The 1,036-nt window shown below is 69.4% G+C and carries 1 protein-coding gene; it reads right to left on the bottom strand.

Annotation, left to right across the window (positions count from 1 at the left end):
* On the bottom strand, positions 1-914 hold a 914-nt coding region (locus tag CTA01S_RS16205), incomplete at its 3' end, for a ParB N-terminal domain-containing protein (protein WP_198150914.1).
* Positions 915-1,036 lie beyond the last annotated feature (122 nt).

Here is a 1,036-nt window from a genome sequence, read left to right as displayed (position 1 = left end):
CGGTTGAAGTGGAAGACGAACTCGTGCCGGGGCGCCAGCCGCCCGGCCCAGTCGCCGGGCACGGTCACCGACTGGTCCCACACGTACCAGCCAAAGCGCCGCCAGCCTTGAGTGCGCATCCATGCGATCCAGCCGTCCCAGTACGGCTGCCACTCGTTGTCGCGATGCACGAGCCCGAGGTTGACCAGGAGTTGCGCGTCCTCGCGCAGTGCCGCGCGGGCAGCGCCGAACACGCCCTGCATCAACGCGTCCCAGTCCGCGATGCCGCCGGTGGTGTAGTCGCGCTGGTTGGCATACGGTGGGCTGGTGAAGAGCAGGTGCGCACGCTCGCCCTCGAGCAGGCGCGCGACGGCGGGCGCGTCGCGGCTGTCGGCGCACAGCAGCCGGTGTTCACCGAGCAGCCACAGATCGCCGGGGCGTGTGACCGCCACCGTGGGCGGTGTGACGTCGTCCTCGTCCGGGTCACGGACCAAAGCACTCGTGTCCTCTTCGGCGGACGGTTCCGTCTTCTCGATGGCGTCGAGCAGGCCTTCGATCTCGGAGGCCGAGAAGCCGGTCAGGTCCAGATCGAAGCCGGCGTCGGCCAGTTCGGCGAACTCCAGCGCCAACATCGCCTCGTCCCAGCCGGCATCGAGCGCGAGCCGGTTGTCGGCGATCACGTAGGCGCGCTTCTGCGCAGGCGTCAGGTGCGCAAGCTCGATCACCGGCACCTCGGCGAGCCCCAGCTTGCGCGCGGCCAGCAGCCGGCCGTGACCGGCGATCACGCCGTGGTCGCCGTCGACCAGGATCGGGTTGGTCCAGCCGAACTCGGCGATGCTGGCGGCGATGCGCGCGATCTGCTCGTCGCTGTGCGTGCGCGGATTGCGGGCGTAGGGGATCAGCGTCTCGACCTTGCGGTACGTGACGGCAAGCATGTCCAGAATCGGTGCCTCGGAAACGAAGAAGCCCGCCGACGGTGGACCGTGGGCGGGCTGGGGGTGTCGGGGAGAAGGTCTCGGGCTGGAGGGCTGCAAACCGCAAACCCTGCAAACCTCGG

Origin of the sequence: Caldimonas taiwanensis NBRC 104434 (genome assembly GCF_001592165.1) — a bacterium.
Classification (GTDB): domain Bacteria; phylum Pseudomonadota; class Gammaproteobacteria; order Burkholderiales; family Burkholderiaceae_C; genus Caldimonas; species Caldimonas manganoxidans.
This window is presented reverse-complemented; position numbering and strand designations above follow the sequence as displayed.